The following is a 15,479-nucleotide window of genomic DNA, read 5'->3' as shown; positions in this document are numbered from 1 at the left end:
GGTCTATAGTCAGGCCCGGGGCGGGGGGCCATAGGTATTGAGGGCGGGGTCGCGAGGGCCATCCAAGGCCGCCGGTTCGGGCGTTTGCCCAAGGGCCAGCGCCACGCGGGGGCGGGAGGGAGTGAGCGCGGTCTGAATGTGCATCTTACCCTCCTTCGCAAGCGGGCGGCGCCGGGTGGTTCTTTTCAAGACCCCGCAAAACGTAGTGCTTTGCAGAGTGGGTCAATGGGCGGGCCAAGGCCCGCCCGACGGGCATCAGCCCTTGTCGATCGCTTCTTTGACCGCTTCGCCCAGTGTCGCGGGGCTGTCTGCCACAACGATACCGGCTTCTTTCATCGCTTCGATCTTGCTCTCCGCGTCGCCTTTACCACCGGCGACAATTGCGCCTGCGTGGCCCATGCGGCGGCCGGGAGGGGCCGTGCGGCCCGCGATGAAGCCAGCGGTGGGCTTCCAACGGCCTTTTTTCTTCTCATCGGCAAGGAACTGTGCCGCTTCTTCTTCGGCGGAGCCGCCGATTTCGCCGATCATGATGATCGACTGGGTCTCGGGGTCGGCAAGGAACATTTCCAGCACGTCGATATGCTCGGTCCCTTTGATGGGGTCGCCACCGATGCCAACGGCAGAGGATTGGCCAAGGCCCATGTCGGTGGTCTGCTTGACCGCCTCATAAGTCAGCGTGCCCGAGCGCGAGACAACGCCGACGGAGCCGCGGCGGTGGATGTGGCCCGGCATGATGCCGATTTTACAGGCGTCAGGCGTGATCACACCAGGGCAGTTGGGGCCGATCAGGCGCGACTTGGAGCCTTCGAGCGCGCGGGCGACGCGGGCCATGTCAAGCACCGGAATGCCTTCGGTGATGCAGACGATCAGCTCCATCTCGGCGTCGATCGCCTCAAGGATCGAATTTGCCGCGAAGGGGGGCGGGACGTAGATCACGGAGGCGTTCGCCTCGGTCACGTGCTTGGCTTCGTGCACGGAGTTGAAGACCGGCAGGTCGAGATGCGTCTGACCGCCTTTGCCGGGCGTGACGCCGCCAACCATCTTGGTGCCATAGGCGATGGCCTGTTCGGTGTGGAACGTCCCCTGCGAGCCGGTCAGACCCTGACAGATGACTTTGGTGTTTTCGTTGACTAGTACGGCCATGATTTCTTCCTTGGTCGGTGATATTTAATCCCGGGGGCGGGCCCCGGGGGCGTCAGGCGCGGTGCGCCCGGTTGGTGGGATGCGCCGTGGCAGGCGAAGGGCCGGGCCACAGCAGGATGGCGGCGAGGAACATGACCGGGATGCCAAGCTCCCCGATCTCCTCGACGACGAAAGCGGTGCGTTCGGCATCGGCGGAAATCTCGATCCCTAAGGGGGCGAGTTTGCGGGCGATGCCGTCGAGCAGTTTGTAAGCGACGGTGAAACCGATCCCCATCAGGACGGCCCCGGCCCATGCACGACCGTGCCAGAGGGCCGAGAGATAGGGCCGAGCGTGACGCCAGAGCATGAGGAAAATCGCGGTGACGATCGACGCAAGGATCAGCGCTGCGATCAGCCGTTCGGCCAGCGGGACGCCCTCACCAGTATATTGCCGCGCTTTGAAGAGCCCGCGGGTGAAAAGGCTTTTGTCGAGGTCCAATTCACGCGCCGCCATGACCGCCAGCACCAGCGGCAGATACCAGACCCGCAGCACCGCGCCGCGCAGCGTCCAGACCAGCGCCACAATGCAGAGCAGGTAGCCCACGACCGAAAGGTTTTCGTAAAAACCGCCTTCGGCCAGCAGGGTGGTTTGCGTGGCAACCGGGAGGGCGTTCACGACCACCATCTGCACGGCAAAAGCCACGATAAGGGCGAGGATCACCCACCAGCCGGCGCGAGAGGAGGAAAGTGCCCGCGTCATAGAACCACCTTTAGCGGGGCGCGGTCGCGCTTGGCCGCTTGGGGGGTAAGGGGAGCGGGCGACAGGACCGGCATCAGTAAAGCTGCTCATCTTGATCGGCCAGCAGATCCAGCAGTCGCAGGGTTAGCAGACCCGCGCCCATGATCATCAGGCTGCGCCCAATGGAGCCGGTGAGGTTCGACGGCAGGATCATCGCCAGCCCGTTGCGCGACTTGCGCGCGGCGCGCCGCAGACCGCGGTCGCGGCGGTGATGGTTGGCAGGCTCAGGCAGACGCAGGGCGTTGGGTTGCCATTGCCGGATCAGAATGCCGGCCCCCAATAGCGCAATGCCCGTCAAGACGGGGGAGGATTTGGGAGATTGATCCATACTGACCTCATTGCTCATCGGGGCATCATTGGGTGGGCGCGGCGCAGCGTCGTCGCATTTGCCCCTGCCGCACGGGGGCGGCAAGAACGGTGATATCGGCCACCCCCGACCGGCGCGAAAGCCGTGGGGGGATGGCCGGGGAAGGGCTTAGCCTTTGACAGCTTTCACGATCTTCTGTGCGCCATCTTTCAGGTCGTCGGCGGCGATGACATCAAGACCGGAGTTGTTGATGATCGCTTTGCCTTCTTCGACGTTGGTGCCCTCAAGGCGAACAACCAGCGGCACTTTCAGACCGACTTCTTTCACCGCAGCGACAACGCCCTCGGCGATGACGTCACAGCGCATGATGCCGCCGAAGATGTTGACCAAGATGCCTTTGACGTTCTCGTCGGAGGTGATGATCTTGAAAGCTTCGGTGACTTTCTCTTTGGTCGCACCGCCGCCCACGTCGAGGAAGTTGGCAGGCTCGGCACCGTAGAGTTTGATGATGTCCATCGTCGCCATCGCAAGGCCCGCACCGTTCACCATGCAGCCGATTTCACCGTCGAGCGCGATGTAGTTCAGGTCATACTTGGAGGCTTCGAGTTCTTTCGAGTCTTCCTCGGTCTCGTCGCGCAGGTTGGCGATGTCGGGCTGGCGGTACATGGCGTTGCCGTCAAAGCCGACTTTCGCGTCGAGCACTTTCAGGTCGTTGCCGGGCATGACGATCAGCGGGTTGATCTCAAGCATCTCCATGTCTTTGTCGACGAAGGCTTGGTAGAGTTGACCCATCAGTTTGACGCACTGCTTGACGGCTGTGCCTTCAAGACCCAGCGAAAAGGCAACGCGGCGGCCGTGGTAGGGCTGGTAGCCGGTGGCCGGATCGACAGAGAAGCTGAGGATTTTTTCGGGTGTCGCTTCGGCGACCTCTTCGATGTCCATGCCGCCTTCGGTGGAGCAGACAAAGGAGATGCGGCTGGTCTGGCGGTCAACCAGCAGAGCGAGGTACAATTCGCGCTCAATGTCGGAACCGTCTTCGATGTAGATGCGGTTGACCTGCTTGCCTGCGGGGCCGGTCTGGTGCGTGACCAGCGTTTTGCCCAGCATCTTTTTAGCTTCTTCAGCGGCTTCTTCCACGGATTTGGCAAGGCGCACACCGCCTTTTTCGCCAGCGGCGGCTTCTTTGAAGCTGCCTTTGCCGCGACCGCCTGCGTGGATCTGCGCTTTGACAACCCAAAGCGGTCCGTCCATTTCGCCGGCTGCGTTCTTGGCATCTTCTGCCTTTAGCACAACGCGGCCGTCGGAGACAGGGGCGCCATAGCTGCGCAGGAGGGCTTTTGCCTGATATTCGTGGATGTTCATGAAAACGGTCCCGTTTCTGTTCCAGTTGCCCCGTAGTATGGGGATGACTTTCGTTCCTGTAAGGGTTTTTTCGGAGAAAGCCGGGATTGACCAGCTAAAAATGCGTTTTGTGATCACACGATAAATACGTGTGATCACAAATGCGCTCAACGGCTCCGAATCGGCTGATTTTTGCTTGTATTGCGGGGGATAGCTGGCCCGGCCAAAGGGGCGGGCCAGCGCTTTAGCGGGGCATGAGCGCCCAGTAATCGAGGTCAAGCAGAACCTCGGGGCGGTATTTGCCCGCCGCGTCACGCAGTTCGAACGGCGCGCCGCCTTTGGTCGCGACCAGCCGCAAACGCACAGCGCCAACACCGGGGGCTGAGGTCTCGGCCTTGTCGAGCACTTCGGACCAAGCGCGAATGGTATCACCGGCAAGGCAGGGGTTGGCATGCGCCCCGCCGTTGAGGCCCACGACCAACTGCGCATTGGCCAGCCCGTTGAAGGACAGCGCCCGCGCCATTGAGATCACGTGACCGCCATAGATCAGCCGCGACCCATCCGGGCGGGCGGAGGTGTCGAAATGCACTTTGGCCGTGTTCTGCCACAGGCGCGTGGCCATCATGTGCTCGGCCTCTTCGATCGTGACGCCGTCAACGTGGTCGATCTTTTCACCCACGGCGTAGTCGCCCCAGCGGTGCGGCTCTCCGGCTTGGGCGAAGTCGTAGTTGGAGAAGTCGAGGCCCTGCGGGATGTGCAATTGATCCACGGACAGGGCGTCGGGCAGATCGGGCACGATGGTCTCGGGCGCGGGGGCGTCGATTTCGCCTTTGCGGACCATGACCCAGCGGACATAGTCGAGCACCTTTTCGTCATGCTGGTTCAATCCGGTGGTGCGGACCCAGACGACGCCGGTCTTGCCGTTGGAGTTTTGCTTGAGGCCGATGACCTCGCTTTCCGCGCGCAGCGTGTCACCGGGCCAGACGGGCCGCAGCCAGCGGCCCTGGGCATAGCCCAGATTGGCCACGGCATTGAGCGAGACATCGGGCACGGTTTTCCCAAAAACGATGTGAAAGGCGATCATATCGTCGAGCGGGCTGGCCTTCAGCCCGCAGGACTGGGCGAAACTATCGGCAGAATAAAGCGCGTGCCGCGCGGGGTAGAGCGCGTGATAGAGCGCGCGTTCGCCCGCGCCGACGGTGCGGGGCACCGCGTGATGCAGCACCTCGCCCAGTTGGTAGTCTTCGAAAAAGCGGCCGCGGTTGGTCTTGCTCATCACTGCTCGCCCAGTTTGGTGTCGGGCGAATAGGTGCCGGGGGCGTCTTTCACCACCGCTTGGCCGCAGCGCATGACACCGGCCTTGTGGTCCCATGTCTGGGTCGGGGTGCCGTAAAGCTCCCAGCCTTTGTTCAGCGCGTCGGTGACCTTGTGGCAAAAGGCGGACGTGTCTTCTTCGGAAAGGAAGCGGTAAACTTTCATGGAAGGCTCCGGGTCAATGAGGGAAGGGAATAACGCCGAGCCAAGTGTGAATGCCGGCGACGAGGACAAAGAGGATCGTGGAGATCACGATCAGACGGATATAGGTGGCGCGGCCTGCGTGGGGCGGGGGCGTCCAGCCCGGCTCGGCCCGGTTGATGAGGATTACTTCGCTCACCGCCCAGCCCAGCATGGTGCCGAAGAGCAGGATCGAGGCGAGATCACCGTTCACCAGTAGGTGTGCAGTGGCCCAGATTTTCACGGCCAGCAGCTGCGGGTGGCGGGTTTTATAGGCGGGCCACGCTTTGGCCCCCTTGGCGGCGCTTGAGCCGAAGACCCAGAAGGCCAGCAGCATCAGAAGGTTGTTAAGGTGCGTCAGGAAACTCGGCGGGTTCCAGACCGGCATGAACTCCGCCGCGCGATAGCCCCAGATGATGAGGGCCAGCGCCACGACCAGTGCGGCGGCCACCGCGCCTCGGCCCGCGGTGCCCATCTGCGCCCGTTGGGTGGGCATCAGGCGTTTGAAAAGATGGGCACCGATCCAGAGGATCAGACCGAGGATAAGGATTGTCATGGCGAGGGCTCCGGGCTCATGGCTGCAATTGCCGCCAGTTTTGCCAGTGTTTCGCGGGCGGTGGCAACATGGAGATTTTCCACGATCTTGCCATCAACGACCGCCACACCTTGGCCCGCCGCCTGTGCCTCTTCATAGGCGTCGATCTGACGGCGGGCGAGGGCGGCTTCGTCTTCCGACGGGGTGAAGGCCGCGTTGGCGATGTCGAGCTGGGCGGGGTGGATCAGCGTTTTGCCGTCAAAGCCCATGTCACGGCCCTGTTGGCATTCGGACTGCAGCCCGTCGTCGTCCTTAAAGGCGTTATACACCCCATCGATGATTGCCACGCCATGCGCCTTGGCGGCCAGCAGGCAAAGGCCAAGCCCTGTGATCAGCGGCAGGCGGTCGGGGCGGAAGCGGGTTTGCAGGTCTTTCGCCAGATCATTGGTGCCCATGACCATGGCCTGCAACTGGCGGTGTCCGGCGATGGCGGCGGCGTTGAGCATGGCACCGGGGGTTTCCATCATCGCCCAGAGCGGGATGTCGCCCACAATCTCGGTCAGCGCTTCGAGATCGGCGGGGGATCCGACCTTGGGCAAGAGAATCGCGTCGGGCTTCATCGCGGCGGCGGCACGGGCGTCATTGACGCCCCATTCGGTGTCCAGCCCGTTGACCCGCACCACCCGCATCCGCGCGCCGTAGCCGCCTGTGGCAAGCGCCTCGGCCAATGTCTCGCGGGCGGCGACCTTTTCCTCGGGGGAGACGGCATCTTCGAGGTCGAAGATCACCGCGTCGCAGGCCAATCCGCGCGCTTTGTCGAGCGCGCGGGGCTTGGAGCCGGGGATGTAGAGAACGGAACGCAGCGGGCGGGTTGTGGCGGTCATGTAAGGCTCCTCGGGCAGGGCGGCGCATTGGCCGCCTAACATTGTTGCGCACAGAGGGGCATTTTTGTGCGAAAACTTCAAGGCAAAACATGCCGCGACGCAGCGAACCCGTTGCGCTGTTTTTGCGGGCGGCAGATTAACCAGTCCTTCAGGCTTGAGGCGCAGTCTTTTGCGCATCGCATCTGCCGCACCCTTTTGCAAAGCGGATGCAGTCATTTCAACCAAGGCTGCCTAAGGGCCGGTGCGAAAGACGCGCATTGTCATCCCCAAGGGTCACGCCTTTTGATGCAAAGGCAGATGCTATGTCAGGTTTTGTTAAATTTATCCACCTCGCGGCACTCACCGCCGCCTCTGCAATCGTGCTGGCCACGACGACAGAGGCGCAGACCCCGCGCAACTGCGCGCCGCGCGATCATGTGGTGCTGCGGCTGGCCGATGGGTATGGGGAGACGCGCCAGTCGATGGGGCTGGGCGGCGACAACGCGGTGATGGAGGTTTTCGCGTCGGATCAAACGGGCAGCTGGACGATCACGGTGACCGGGGTCAATGGGATCACCTGTCTGGTCGCCTCGGGGCAGGGGTTTGAGGCATTGGCCGAAGCATTGCCTGCCAAGGGCGAAGACGCCTGAAAAGGGCGATATTGACTGAACGCGCGGGCGGCCATTGGCCGCCTTTCCTGTGTCTGGGCCAAGGTGGCGCGATCTATTTATTTGCGTGGCAGTGGAACTGGATAGGGCCATCCGGGTTGTGGTTCCAGAAGAGCAATTAACGCTCAATTTTGGAAGGAGTACTACAATGAAACGTTTTCTGAGCACCACGGCCATCGTACTGACAATGACCGGCGCAGCCTTTGCGGAAGCGCATTCCGAAGGCTTTGGCAACGTTGCTGTTGAACAAACAGACTTCCTTGCATCCGACCTGATCGGCATGCGCATTTACAACTCTGAAGCCGAAGTCGATGCGGCCACCCCCGTTGCCAATGGCGCAGAGCAGGAATGGGATGACATCGGCGAGATCAACGACATCATCGTGTCGAAAGACGGCGAAGTGACTGCCGTTATCCTCGGCATCGGCGGTTTCCTTGGGCTGGGCGAACGTGACGTTTCCATCTCCATGGACAAGATTCGCATCCTGAACGACGAAGACGGCGACCGTTTCCTCGTTGTGAACACCTCGAAAGAGATGCTGGAGCAAGCGCCTGAATTCGAACGCCCCATGATGGACGGCGAAGCGATGGAAGGCGAAGCGATGACCGAGACTGACGACAACGTCACCGTCGTCACCAACGGCGAAACCGAAACCGAGGAAATGGCCAATGAAGTAGAGGCCGAGACCGAGGAAATGGTTCAAGACACCGAGAACGCGGCCGAGAACCTTGAAGCCGAAACCGAAGAGATGGCCAACGAAGTAGAGGCCGAATCCGAGGAAATGGAGCAAGAAGCCGAAACCATGATGGAGAACGCCGAAGCTGAGACAGAAGAAGCTGTCAACGAAGCGGATGCCAACACCACCGTGATCACCGGCGACGAAACTGTTGAGCGTGAACTGCTGCCGCGCCCCGAAGTTGAGCGTGAAGGCTATGCCGCTGCCGAAGCGGACATGATCCAACAGATGAGCGCTGACGACCTCGAAGGCTCCTATGTCTATGGTGCCAATGACGAAACCGTAGGTGAGATCGACACGCTGCTGATCGGCGACAACGGCCAGATCGACCGTGTTGTCATCAACGTTGGCGGCTTCCTTGGTCTAGGCGAAAAGCCAGTGGCCGTGACATTTGACGAACTGCAGGTTCTGAAAAACGTCGAAGGTGATGATGTACGTATCTACATCGACAGCACCGAAGAGCGTCTGGAATCGCAGCCTGAGTACCAAGGCGACTAATATTTCGCCTTAAGTTTCAGCAATTGGCCGCCCCACGGGGCGGCCTTTTTCGTGGCGAGGGCAGGGGTTAGCCGCTGTTCAATGCTGCAACTTGCACGGGACCGTGCATTTCGGTATCTCCGGCGCAAATGAAACCTCTGTCGGAGACATGACCATGGCCAGACCCAAGATCGCGCTTATTGGCGCGGGGCAAATCGGCGGCACTCTCGCCCATCTCGCAGCGTTGAAGGAATTGGGCGATGTCGTCCTTTTTGACATTGCCGAGGGCACACCCGAGGGCAAGGCTCTCGATATCGCGTCGTCGGGCCCCTCGGGCAAGTTCGACGCCACCATGTCGGGCACCCAAGATTACGCGGATATCGCAGGCGCGGACGTCTGCATCGTCACCGCCGGGGTTGCGCGCAAGCCGGGCATGAGCCGCGATGACCTGCTGGGCATCAACCTCAAGGTTATGAAATCCGTGGGCGAGGGCATTGCCAAACACGCCCCCGACGCTTTCGTGATCTGCATCACCAACCCGCTCGACGCGATGGTGTGGGCGCTGCGTGAATTCTCCGGTCTGCCGCACAACAAGGTTTGCGGCATGGCAGGCGTGCTTGATAGCGCGCGTTTCCGTCACTTCCTCGCGACTGAGTTCAACGTCTCGATGAAAGACGTCACTGCCTTCGTTCTGGGCGGCCACGGCGACACAATGGTGCCGCTGGTGCGCTACTCCACAGTTGCCGGTATCCCGCTGCCCGATCTGGTAAAAATGGGCTGGACCACGCAAGACAAGCTCGACGCGATTGTGCAGCGCACCCGTGATGGTGGCGCCGAGATCGTTGGCCTGCTGAAGACCGGTTCGGCCTTCTACGCGCCTGCGACATCGGCAATCGAGATGGCTGAAAGCTATCTGAAAGACCAAAAGCGCGTGCTTCCTTGCGCCGCTTATGTTGACGGTGCCTACGGCTTGAATGGCTTCTATGTGGGCGTGCCTACAGTGATCGGTGCCGGTGGTATTGAGCGCGTGGTCGAGATTTCGATGAACAAAGACGAACAGACCATGTTCGACAACTCCGTCAACGCGGTCAAAGGTCTGGTCGAAGCCTGCAAAGGCATCGACGAGAGCCTCGCGTAAGCGCCAGAGCATACCAATTGGAAAGCGCGTCCCTAGCGGGGCGCGCTTTTTCGTTCCGGGGAGATGCAGAATTTGTGATCACACGATAATCTGCTGTGATCACAAAAGTGGGCATGACCACATCAGTCTGCCATTTTTCCACCGAAACACTGGCCAAACCTCGCAGATTCCCCGCACTTACCCGTGACAGTCCTGTAAAAACCGCTATCAAGATGCAAAGCACAGGACAAAGCACAGGACAAAGGACCGCGCCATGGCCGATGTGAACCGGGGTAACCGCCCGCTTTCCCCGCATTTGACGATCTACCGCCCACAATTGACCTCTATGACGTCGATTCTCACCCGGATCACCGGCAACGCGATGTTGATCACCGCGCTGTTGATCGTGTGGTGGTTCCTCGCTGCGGCGACCTCGGCGGAGTATTTCGATACCGTGAACGGGATCATGACCAGCTGGTTCGGTGATCTGGTGTTCACCCTGTCGCTCTTGGGCCTGTGGTATCACACGCTGGCCGGTATCCGGCACCTGATCTGGGACACGGGCCGCATGCTCGACGTGCCGACTGCTGAAAAGCTAGGCATCGCGGCACTGATCGGGTCGGTCGTGCTGACCATCCTGACCATCATTATCGTTTGAGGAGCGACACCATGGCATACATGACAGATCGCAAACGCGCCCGCGGCCTTGGCTCGGCGAAAACCGGCACCGCGCATTTCTGGGCGATGAAAGTCTCTTCGCTGGCGCTGCTGGTGTTGATCCCGCTGTTCGTCTTCACCTTTGGCAGCGCGCTTGGCGGCACATACGAAGAGATCCTCGCCTATTACGCGCGGCCTTTCCCGGCCATCGTGGCGGCGCTGACGCTGATCGTGGGCTTTAAACACTTCAATGATGGCGTGCAGGTGCTGATCGAGGATTATGTCCACGGGCTGGCCAACAAAGTCGCCCTCATCGTGATGACCATCATCAGCTACGGCGCAGCAGCGGTTGGCGTTTTCGCCATCGCCAAGCTCGCCCTGTAAACAATACGCCCAAACGGGAGACCGATTAAATGGCAGCATATGAATATGAAACCCACGAATATGACGTTGTCGTGGTGGGGGCAGGCGGTGCTGGTCTGCGCGCGACTTTGGGCATGGCGGAGCAGGGGCTGCGCACGGCTTGTATCTCCAAGGTTTTCCCAACCCGTTCGCACACCGTGGCGGCGCAGGGTGGCATCGCCGCGTCCTTGAGCAACATGGGCCCCGACAACTGGCAGTGGCATATGTATGACACGGTCAAAGGCTCTGACTGGCTGGGTGACACCGACGCGATGGAATACCTCGCCCGCGAAGCGCCCAAGGCGGTTTATGAGCTTGAGCATTACGGCGTGCCGTTTTCGCGCACCGAAGAGGGCAAGATCTATCAGCGTCCCTTCGGCGGCCACACCACCGAATTCGGCGAAGGCCCGCCCGTGCAGCGCACCTGTGCCGCCGCCGACCGGACCGGCCACGCGATCCTGCACACGCTTTACGGCCAGTCGCTTAAGCAAAACGCGGAATTCTTCATCGAATATTTCGCCATTGACCTGATCATGTCGGACGACGGCGTCTGCCAAGGCGTGCTCTGCTGGAAGCTCGACGACGGCACTATGCACCTGTTCAGCGCCAAGATGGTCGTGCTGGCGACCGGCGGCTATGGCCGTGCCTATTTCTCGGCGACCTCGGCCCACACCTGCACCGGCGACGGTGGCGGCATGGCAGCCCGCGCGGGTCTGCCGCTGCAAGATATGGAATTCGTTCAGTTCCACCCCACCGGCATTTACGGCGCGGGCTGCCTGATCACCGAAGGTGCGCGCGGCGAAGGCGGGTATCTGACCAACTCCGAAGGCGAGCGTTTCATGGAACGCTACGCGCCGACCTATAAAGACCTCGCGTCGCGCGACGTGGTCTCGCGCTGCATGACGATGGAAATCCGCGAAGGCCGCGGTGTGGGCGAAAACAAAGACCACATTCACCTGCACCTGAACCACCTGCCGCCAGAAACGCTGGACCTGCGCCTGCCGGGCATCTCTGAATCCGCGCGCATCTTTGCCGGGGTGGACCTCACGAAAGAGCCGATCCCGGTGCTGCCGACGGTGCACTACAACATGGGCGGCATCCCCACCAACTATTGGGGCGAAGTGCTGAACCCGACCGCCGACAACCCCGACGCCATCGCACCCGGCCTGATGGCTGTGGGCGAGGCGGGCTGTGCTTCGGTCCACGGTGCGAACCGGCTTGGCTCCAACTCGCTCATTGACCTCGTGGTCTTTGGCCGCGCCGCCGCGATCCGCGCCGCCAAGATTGTCGACGCCGACAGCCCGGTGCCTGCGCCGAACCTCAAATCGGTGGAAAAGGCATTCGATCGTTTCGACGGTCTGCGCAATGCCAAAGGCGGCACGCCCACCGCCGAGCTGCGGCTTGAGATGCAAAAGACTATGCAGGCCGATGCCGCCGTCTTCCGCACCGATAAGACGCTGGAAGAGGGCCGCGAGAAGATGATCGAAGTCGCCGACAAGCTGAACGACCTGCATGTCACCGACCGCAGCCTCGTGTGGAACTCGGACCTGATGGAGACGCTGGAGCTGACCAACCTGATGCCCAACGCCACCGCCACGATCACCGCCGCCGCTGCGCGGAAAGAGAGCCGTGGTGCCCACGCGCATGAGGACTACCCGGATCGGAACGACGACGAGTGGCGCAAGCACTCGCTGGCGTGGTTCGATGGCAATGACGCGAAACTCACCTACCGCGCCGTGCACCTCGACCCGCTGACCAAAGAAGACGAAGGCGGGATCGACATGAAAAAGATCGCCCCCAAGGCACGGGTGTATTGATGGTTCGCACAGCACTCATCGCGGCCACGTTGTTCGCTCTCTCGGGCTGTGTCGAAGTCCAGCAGGCGGTGGATGACACCGCCCGCCAAGGCTCCAAAGGGGTGGTGACCGAAATCTTGGCCACCCGCTTCCCGCAGGTGCCCAAAGAGCTGATCACGCCCTTCACCGACTGCATCATCGACAATGCCGACGCGCTGGAACTGCGCGAATTGGCCCGCGCCGCCGTGGTCGGCGTGGATGACACAACAGCGGGCACCGTGCGCACGATCCTGTCGCGCCCCGAGACCCGTACCTGCCTGCTGGCCGCCGCGCCTGCAGCCGGTCTGACGCTTTAGGAGACGCACAATGGTTCAACTGACGCTTCCGAAAAACTCCCGCATGACCAGCGGTAAAACATGGCCCAAGCCCACTGGTGCCACCAACCTGCGTGAGTTCCACATCTATCGCTGGAACCCCGATGACGGCAAAAACCCGGCGCTCGACACCTATTTCGTCGACATGGACGATTGCGGGCCGATGATCCTTGATGCGCTGATCAAGATCAAAAACGAGATTGACCCGACACTGACCTTCCGCCGCTCCTGCCGCGAAGGCATCTGCGGCTCTTGTGCTATGAACATCGACGGCATCAACACGCTGGCCTGCACCTACGGCATGGAAGAGATCAACGGCGTGGTCAAAATCTACCCGCTGCCGCACATGCCGGTGGTCAAAGACCTGATCCCCGATCTCACGCATTTCTACGCCCAGCACGCCTCAATCCAGCCTTGGCTCGAAACCGAGACACCCGAGCCGCGCAAAGAGTGGAAACAGTCGATCGACGACCGGGCCAAGCTCGACGGTTTGTACGAGTGCATCATGTGCGCCTGCTGCTCGACATCCTGCCCCAGCTACTGGTGGAACGGCGACCGCTACCTTGGGCCAGCCGCCCTGCTGCACGCCTACCGCTGGATCATCGACAGCCGGGATGAGGCCACGGGCGAGCGTCTGGATGACCTCGAAGACCCGTTCAAGCTCTACCGCTGCCACACGATCATGAACTGCGCCAAGACCTGCCCCAAGGGGCTGAACCCGGCCGCTGCGATTGCCAATATCAAGAAACTGATGGTCGAACGGACCGTCTAAAGACAACAAGGCCCGGCCAAGCGCCGGGCCTTTGGTTATCTTATGATCCTGCCCTTCATCATCGTTATCGTCTTTGTGATCGTGCTGATCTTTGCCCACCGCAACGCGCCGACGCGCGATTGCCGCTGGCGCGAAGACCGGACCGGCGACAAGGGCGCTTTGCGCAAATACCACTGCGTCGCCTGCGGGGCCGAAGCCTACCGCAGCGAAGGCCCGCCGGACCGCTGCCTCAAAGGGCTCGACACGCCGCGCCTGTGACATTGCCTTTGCCGTGAACTCGCCGCACACTCGTTTCAAAAGGGGAGAGGTGCGATGGGCAGTGAGACTTTCAACGCAGATGTGATCGTGGTCGGCGCGGGCTTGGCTGGCATGGTGGCCGCTCACGAAGCGGTGCTGCGCGGGCGCCGGGTTCTGCTGCTGGATCAGGAAGGGCCGCAAAGCCTTGGCGGACAGGCGTTCTGGTCGCTTGGCGGGCTCTTCATGGTCGACACGCCCGAGCAGCGCCGCATGGGCATCCGCGACAGCCCGGAACTGGCCTATCGCGACTGGATGGGGTCCGCGCAATTTGACCGGCCCGAAGACGCCAATCCCCGCGCGCTGGCGGTGGGTTTCCTCGAATGGGCCGCGGGCGACATGCGCGACTGGCTGCAAGGTTTCGGCATGCGCTGGTTCCCGGTCGTCGGCTGGGCCGAACGCGGCGGGGCAGGGGCAGAGGGCCACGGCAACTCCGTCCCGCGCTTCCACATCACATGGGGCACCGGTACCGGCGTCGTCGCCCCCTTTGCGCGGCTCATGCAGGAACATGCGGCCAAAGGCCAACTACGTCTCGGCTTCCGCCACCGGGTGACCCGTCTGATCACCACCGACGGCGCCGTGACGGGCGTCGCGGGGGATGTCCTCGACGACAGCAGCGCCCCACGCGGCCACATCACCTCGCGCTCCATCAAAGCCGATTTCGACCACAGCGCCGAGGCGGTGATCCTCACCACCGGTGGCATCGGCGCGAACCATGATCTGGTGCGAAAACACTGGCCAACCGACCGCCTCGGCCCCGCCCCGCGCCAGATGGTCAGCGGCGTGCCCGACTACGTCGACGGCAAGATGCACGCCATCGCCGCAAAAGCCGGGGCAGGGCTGATCAACGAAGACCGCATGTGGCACTATTGCGAAGGCGTCCAGAACTGGAACCCGATCTGGCCCAACCACGGCATCCGCATCCTGCCCGGCCCATCGTCGATGTGGTTCGACGCCACGGGCAACCGGATGGAGGCCCCCTGCCTGCCCGGTTTCGACACGCTCTCAACCCTGCGCCGCATCCTGCAAGCGGGCGAGCACAGCTGGTTCATCCTCACACAAAAGATCATCGAAAAGGAATTCGCCCTCTCGGGCTCTGAACAGAACCCCGACCTCACCTCCGGCAGCTGGCGCGAGGTGCTCAAAGCCCGCCTTGGCAAAGGCGCCACTGCGGCAGTTGAGGCGTTCAAGGACAAGGGCGCAGACTTCATCGTCGCTGACGATCTCGACACCCTTGTCACCCGAATGAACGCGCTCACCCCCGACGCGCCCGTCCGCCCTGACCACATCCGCGCCCAGATCGAAGCCCGCGACGGTCAACTGGACAACCCCTTTGCAAAAGATGCCCAGATCACCGCAATCCGCGGAGCCCGCGCCTACCGCGGCGACCGGCTGATCCGGACCGCCAAACCTCACGCTATCCTCGACCCTGCCAACGGCCCGCTGATCGCCGTGCGCCTCAACATCCTCACCCGGAAATCCCTCGGCGGGCTGCACAGCGATCTCCAAGGCCGCGTGCTCACCCCCGAAGGCACGGTCCTGCCCGGCCTCTTCGCCGCCGGGGAGGTCTGCGGCTTTGGCGGCGGCGGCTACCACGGCTACAACGCCCTCGAAGGCACCTTTCTGGGCGGCTGCCTCTACTCCGGGCGCCTCGCCGGTCAAAACGCCTGATACCAGCCCCACAAAAGCAAAAGGCGCGACCCCCGCCGCGCCTCTTCATCCTTT

At 62.0% G+C, this 15,479-nt stretch carries 19 protein-coding genes; 10 read left to right on the top strand and 9 right to left on the bottom strand.

Annotated features, from left to right (window positions below):
• Positions 1-9 precede the first annotated feature (9 nt).
• From R1T45_RS18130 to R1T45_RS18090, 9 genes are all read right to left on the bottom strand, one after another.
• Positions 10-144 carry a hypothetical protein gene (locus R1T45_RS18130; protein ID WP_317389810.1) on the bottom strand — a complete coding sequence of 45 codons (135 nt, stop codon included), beginning with the start codon at positions 142-144 and terminating at the stop codon, positions 10-12.
• Positions 145-255: 111 nt separating this feature from the next.
• Positions 256-1,143: a succinate--CoA ligase subunit alpha gene (gene sucD, locus R1T45_RS18125; RefSeq protein WP_317389809.1), complete on the bottom strand. Its 888-nt coding sequence runs from the start codon at positions 1,141-1,143 to the stop codon at positions 256-258.
• 52 nt (positions 1,144-1,195) lie between these two features.
• Positions 1,196-1,882 carry a hypothetical protein gene (locus R1T45_RS18120; RefSeq protein ID WP_317389808.1) on the bottom strand — a complete coding sequence of 229 codons (687 nt, stop codon included), beginning with the start codon at positions 1,880-1,882 and terminating at the stop codon, positions 1,196-1,198.
• Positions 1,883-1,955: 73 nt separating this feature from the next.
• Complete coding sequence (locus tag R1T45_RS18115) at positions 1,956-2,249, bottom strand: hypothetical protein (protein WP_269343722.1); 294 nt, start codon at positions 2,247-2,249, stop codon at positions 1,956-1,958.
• Between the two features lie 147 nt (positions 2,250-2,396).
• Positions 2,397-3,590, bottom strand: coding sequence for an ADP-forming succinate--CoA ligase subunit beta (sucC, locus tag R1T45_RS18110; protein WP_067630482.1), 1,194 nt, complete (start codon positions 3,588-3,590; stop codon positions 2,397-2,399).
• A gap of 223 nt (positions 3,591-3,813) precedes the next feature.
• The gene (locus tag R1T45_RS18105) at positions 3,814-4,845 is read right to left on the bottom strand and encodes a MaoC family dehydratase (protein ID WP_317389807.1); all 1,032 of its coding nucleotides are present in this window, start codon (positions 4,843-4,845) and stop codon (positions 3,814-3,816) included.
• Positions 4,845-5,048 (bottom strand): DUF1737 domain-containing protein, encoded by a 204-nt coding sequence (locus R1T45_RS18100; protein WP_067630476.1) that lies wholly within the window; start codon positions 5,046-5,048, stop codon positions 4,845-4,847. The genes R1T45_RS18105 and R1T45_RS18100 overlap by 1 nt, the downstream gene beginning before the upstream one ends.
• A 13-nt stretch (positions 5,049-5,061) precedes the next feature.
• Positions 5,062-5,619, bottom strand: a complete 558-nt coding sequence (locus R1T45_RS18095) for an NnrU family protein (protein WP_317389806.1) — start codon at positions 5,617-5,619, stop codon at positions 5,062-5,064.
• Positions 5,616-6,482 carry a CoA ester lyase gene (locus R1T45_RS18090; protein WP_317389805.1) on the bottom strand — a complete coding sequence of 289 codons (867 nt, stop codon included), beginning with the start codon at positions 6,480-6,482 and terminating at the stop codon, positions 5,616-5,618. The genes R1T45_RS18095 and R1T45_RS18090 overlap by 4 nt, the downstream gene beginning before the upstream one ends.
• A gap of 302 nt (positions 6,483-6,784) precedes the next feature.
• On the opposite strand from R1T45_RS18090, the gene R1T45_RS18085 reads away from it, so the two are divergent.
• The 10 genes from R1T45_RS18085 to R1T45_RS18040 all read left to right on the top strand — a co-directional run bounded on the left by R1T45_RS18085 (position 6,785) and on the right by R1T45_RS18040 (position 15,425).
• The gene (locus tag R1T45_RS18085) at positions 6,785-7,111 is read left to right on the top strand and encodes a hypothetical protein (RefSeq protein ID WP_067630467.1); all 327 of its coding nucleotides are present in this window, start codon (positions 6,785-6,787) and stop codon (positions 7,109-7,111) included.
• A gap of 166 nt (positions 7,112-7,277) precedes the next feature.
• Positions 7,278-8,363: a PRC-barrel domain-containing protein gene (locus tag R1T45_RS18080; RefSeq protein WP_132446568.1), complete on the top strand. Its 1,086-nt coding sequence runs from the start codon at positions 7,278-7,280 to the stop codon at positions 8,361-8,363.
• A gap of 154 nt (positions 8,364-8,517) precedes the next feature.
• Positions 8,518-9,480 (top strand): malate dehydrogenase, encoded by a 963-nt coding sequence (mdh, locus tag R1T45_RS18075; protein ID WP_120352152.1) that lies wholly within the window; start codon positions 8,518-8,520, stop codon positions 9,478-9,480.
• Positions 9,481-9,733: 253 nt separating this feature from the next.
• Entirely contained in the window at positions 9,734-10,117 is a 384-nt protein-coding gene (sdhC, locus tag R1T45_RS18070) for a succinate dehydrogenase, cytochrome b556 subunit (protein ID WP_317389804.1), read from the top strand.
• A gap of 11 nt (positions 10,118-10,128) precedes the next feature.
• Entirely contained in the window at positions 10,129-10,500 is a 372-nt protein-coding gene (sdhD, locus tag R1T45_RS18065; RefSeq protein ID WP_132446572.1) for a succinate dehydrogenase, hydrophobic membrane anchor protein, read from the top strand.
• A gap of 29 nt (positions 10,501-10,529) precedes the next feature.
• Positions 10,530-12,335 (top strand): succinate dehydrogenase flavoprotein subunit, encoded by a 1,806-nt coding sequence (gene sdhA / locus R1T45_RS18060; RefSeq protein ID WP_067630456.1) that lies wholly within the window; start codon positions 10,530-10,532, stop codon positions 12,333-12,335.
• Positions 12,335-12,670, top strand: coding sequence for a hypothetical protein (locus R1T45_RS18055; RefSeq protein ID WP_132446574.1), 336 nt, complete (start codon positions 12,335-12,337; stop codon positions 12,668-12,670). Before sdhA ends, R1T45_RS18055 begins: the two co-directional genes overlap by 1 nt.
• Positions 12,671-12,680: 10 nt before the next feature.
• The gene (locus R1T45_RS18050; protein WP_317389803.1) at positions 12,681-13,460 is read left to right on the top strand and encodes a succinate dehydrogenase iron-sulfur subunit; all 780 of its coding nucleotides are present in this window, start codon (positions 12,681-12,683) and stop codon (positions 13,458-13,460) included.
• A 42-nt stretch (positions 13,461-13,502) separates the two neighbouring features.
• Entirely contained in the window at positions 13,503-13,718 is a 216-nt protein-coding gene (locus R1T45_RS18045) for a hypothetical protein (RefSeq protein WP_317389802.1), read from the top strand.
• A 54-nt stretch (positions 13,719-13,772) separates the two neighbouring features.
• Positions 13,773-15,425, top strand: a complete 1,653-nt coding sequence (locus tag R1T45_RS18040; protein ID WP_317389801.1) for an FAD-binding dehydrogenase — start codon at positions 13,773-13,775, stop codon at positions 15,423-15,425.
• The last annotated feature ends 54 nt before the right edge of the window (positions 15,426-15,479 follow it).

The organism is Sulfitobacter sp. LC.270.F.C4, from assembly GCF_032922545.1.
In the GTDB taxonomy this organism is placed as follows: Bacteria; Pseudomonadota; Alphaproteobacteria; order Rhodobacterales; family Rhodobacteraceae; genus Sulfitobacter; species Sulfitobacter profundi.
The sequence above is the reverse complement of the archived record's forward strand: the minus strand, read 5'-3'. Positions and strand labels throughout refer to the sequence as shown.

Bases quoted from the DNA above. Each gene is read 5' to 3' on its own strand.
- R1T45_RS18130 (WP_317389810.1), bottom strand. From the start codon at position 144: ATGCACATTCAGACCGCGCTCACTCCCTCCCGCCCCCGCGTGGCGCTG.
- sucD (WP_317389809.1), bottom strand. From the start codon at position 1,143: ATGGCCGTACTAGTCAACGAAAACACCAAAGTCATCTGTCAGGGTCTG.
- R1T45_RS18120 (WP_317389808.1), bottom strand. From the start codon at position 1,882: ATGACGCGGGCACTTTCCTCCTCTCGCGCCGGCTGGTGGGTGATCCTC.
- R1T45_RS18115 (WP_269343722.1), bottom strand. From the start codon at position 2,249: ATGGATCAATCTCCCAAATCCTCCCCCGTCTTGACGGGCATTGCGCTA.
- sucC (WP_067630482.1), bottom strand. From the start codon at position 3,590: ATGAACATCCACGAATATCAGGCAAAAGCCCTCCTGCGCAGCTATGGC.
- R1T45_RS18105 (WP_317389807.1), bottom strand. From the start codon at position 4,845: ATGAGCAAGACCAACCGCGGCCGCTTTTTCGAAGACTACCAACTGGGC.
- R1T45_RS18100 (WP_067630476.1), bottom strand. From the start codon at position 5,048: ATGAAAGTTTACCGCTTCCTTTCCGAAGAAGACACGTCCGCCTTTTGC.
- R1T45_RS18095 (WP_317389806.1), bottom strand. From the start codon at position 5,619: ATGACAATCCTTATCCTCGGTCTGATCCTCTGGATCGGTGCCCATCTT.
- R1T45_RS18090 (WP_317389805.1), bottom strand. From the start codon at position 6,482: ATGACCGCCACAACCCGCCCGCTGCGTTCCGTTCTCTACATCCCCGGC.
- R1T45_RS18085 (WP_067630467.1), top strand. From the start codon at position 6,785: ATGTCAGGTTTTGTTAAATTTATCCACCTCGCGGCACTCACCGCCGCC.
- R1T45_RS18080 (WP_132446568.1), top strand. From the start codon at position 7,278: ATGAAACGTTTTCTGAGCACCACGGCCATCGTACTGACAATGACCGGC.
- mdh (WP_120352152.1), top strand. From the start codon at position 8,518: ATGGCCAGACCCAAGATCGCGCTTATTGGCGCGGGGCAAATCGGCGGC.
- sdhC (WP_317389804.1), top strand. From the start codon at position 9,734: ATGGCCGATGTGAACCGGGGTAACCGCCCGCTTTCCCCGCATTTGACG.
- sdhD (WP_132446572.1), top strand. From the start codon at position 10,129: ATGGCATACATGACAGATCGCAAACGCGCCCGCGGCCTTGGCTCGGCG.
- sdhA (WP_067630456.1), top strand. From the start codon at position 10,530: ATGGCAGCATATGAATATGAAACCCACGAATATGACGTTGTCGTGGTG.
- R1T45_RS18055 (WP_132446574.1), top strand. From the start codon at position 12,335: ATGGTTCGCACAGCACTCATCGCGGCCACGTTGTTCGCTCTCTCGGGC.
- R1T45_RS18050 (WP_317389803.1), top strand. From the start codon at position 12,681: ATGGTTCAACTGACGCTTCCGAAAAACTCCCGCATGACCAGCGGTAAA.
- R1T45_RS18045 (WP_317389802.1), top strand. From the start codon at position 13,503: ATGATCCTGCCCTTCATCATCGTTATCGTCTTTGTGATCGTGCTGATC.
- R1T45_RS18040 (WP_317389801.1), top strand. From the start codon at position 13,773: ATGGGCAGTGAGACTTTCAACGCAGATGTGATCGTGGTCGGCGCGGGC.